Source organism: Natrinema soli, from assembly GCF_028618695.1.
On sequence record NZ_JAQIVI010000632.1, the window covers coordinates 1 to 827 of the forward strand.

At 67.5% G+C, this 827-nt stretch carries 1 protein-coding gene; it reads left to right on the forward strand.

Translation table 11 applies throughout. The annotated features are described in order from the left end of the window. Positions 1–284 (forward strand): TCP-1/cpn60 chaperonin family protein (locus PGX04_RS28590; RefSeq protein ID WP_273741587.1); only part of this gene is annotated, 284 nt, incomplete at its 5' end. Positions 285–827 lie beyond the last annotated feature (543 nt).

The window sequence follows — 827 nt, forward strand, 5'->3', positions numbered from 1 at the left end:
GCAGCGCCCACGACGGCGGCGACACGGGTGCCGGACTCGACGCCTACACCGGCGACACCATCGACATGGACGCCGAGGGCGTCTACGAGCCGCTCCGCGTGAAGACGCAGGCGATCGAGTCCGCCACCGAGGCGGCCGTCATGCTGCTTCGCATCGACGACGTCATCGCCGCGGGCGACCTCGCGGTCTCCCACGACGACGACGAGGAAGAGATGCCGCCGGGCGGCGGTGGCATGGGCGGCGGCATGGGCGGTATGGGCGGCGGCATGGGCGGCATGATGTAAGCCCAGCTTTTACGCTGCGCTCACTCGCTCACACCGCTCGCTCGTTCGCTCGGTAAAACCTGGACCAAAAGCACTCCTCGCTCCCGACGGTCGCTCGTCGGCCCGAACGCGAAGCGTTCGGTGAACGGCGTCGTTCGGGTTCTCCGAACCGCTCACTCGCCGACGCTCGGTCGGGGGCTTGTTTGGCGGGCTCTCGCCCGTCTAATAGTCCACTGCAGTCGGCCCATTTCACCGTTCTCTCTTTCGTCGTCGCTCCCGAATCCCGGCGCTCGGATTCGTTCGTCGCATCGCCTGCTCTCATTAAGCCCGGCTTCGCATCCTGTCTGCCTCGAGAGCCGACTCCACAAACCTTCACGTACGTTTCTCCACAAGAGGTGGTCGTGACGAACGACGCCGACAGAAAGCGCGACGCCGCGACCGCCTTCGGAGACACCACGGACGGCTATCGGGACGGGGCCGTCCTCAAGGAGGGGGCCGACCTCGAGCGGCTCGTCGACTGGACGGCGGGTGCGACGCGGGCGCTCGACGTGGCAACCGGTGCGG